The sequence below is a fragment of the Vibrio sp. 03_296 genome, assembly GCF_002265885.1.
On record NZ_NPKW01000630.1, the window covers coordinates 1 to 1,249 of the forward strand.

At 45.5% G+C, this 1,249-nt stretch carries 2 pseudogenes; both read left to right on the plus strand.

The features are described 5' to 3' along the window. Positions 1 to 4: 4 nt before the first annotated feature. Positions 5 to 437 (plus strand): annotated as a pseudogene (locus tag CIK04_RS26725) (cell division protein FtsZ); the annotation flags it as partial. A gap of 98 nt (positions 438 to 535) precedes the next feature. Next, a pseudogene (lpxC, locus tag CIK04_RS35725) lies at positions 536 to 1,166 on the plus strand (UDP-3-O-acyl-N-acetylglucosamine deacetylase); the annotation flags it as partial. Positions 1,167 to 1,249 lie beyond the last annotated feature (83 nt).

The following is a 1,249-nucleotide window of genomic DNA, read 5'->3' on the forward strand; positions in this document are numbered from 1 at the left end:
GTAGCTGGTTAACATTACCGCTGGTCTAGACATGCGTCTAGATGAGTTTGAAACAGTGGGTAATACGGTTAAAGCGTTTGCTTCGGATAACGCAACAGTCGTAATCGGTACTTCACTTGATCCAGACATGGCGGATGAAATTCGAGTGACGGTGGTTGCTACCGGTATCGGTAACGATAAGAAACCAGACATCACGTTAGTTTCAGGTGGTAAAGCTAAAGTCGCTCAACCAACTGCAGCACCACAACCTGTTGTGGCTGCGAAGGTGGAAGAAAAACCGGCACAAACTTTGACAGGAAAGACCTCAGGTACTCCTCAGCCATCGACGCCTGTTTCCTCTTCTACAGCGTCAGCAGCCAGGAATACAGGCGCCTAGCAGGAAAAAAGAGAGCGGATATTTGGATATTCCGGCATTTTTACGTCGTCAGGCTGATTAATATTCAGGCACAAATTTGACACTGTTCAAAATTGTGGTAGCATTCACGGTCGGCGTCTTAGACGACCGTGATTTGTAGCACTTCAAAGAGGCAATCAGATGATCAGACAACGTACTCTGAAAGGAAATTGTGAAAACAACTGGTGTGGGTCTCCACTCTGGTCGTAAAGTCACATTAACTCTTCGCCCTGCAGCTGTCAAACACTGGCATTGTTATCGCCGCACTGATCTACGCCTGCGGTAGATTTCCTGCTGATCCTGCTCTGTTCGTGACACTATGTTGTGTACTTGCACTCGTTAATGATGCAGGCGTCGTATCTCTACAGTTGAGCATTTGAACGCAGCGCTTGCGGGTATGGGTATCGACAACATCATCATTGAAGTTGATGCACCTGAAATTCCAATTATGGATGGCAGCGCAAGTCCATTTGTTTACTGCTTCAGCAAGCAGGCATTGAGACACAAATGACAGCGAAGCGTTTTATTCCGCATTAAGAAACCAGTTCGTTTTGAAGACAGGTGACAAGTGGGCTGAATTTGTTCCATTTAATGGTTTTCGCATGGATTTTGAAATCGAGTTTAACCACCCTGCAATCGATTCTGATGAGCAGCGTCTGTTGTTCGATTTGCTCAACGCAAGGTTTTGTTCGTGAAATCTCTCGTGCACGTACTTTTGGTTTTATGCGTGACATTGAARTATCTCCAGTCACAAAATTTAGTGCTGGGTGGTTAGCTTTGACCAACGTCGATTTGTGTTGGAGTGATTACCGCATTCTTAACGAAGAAGGCCTTCCGTTTCGAAAACGAATTTGT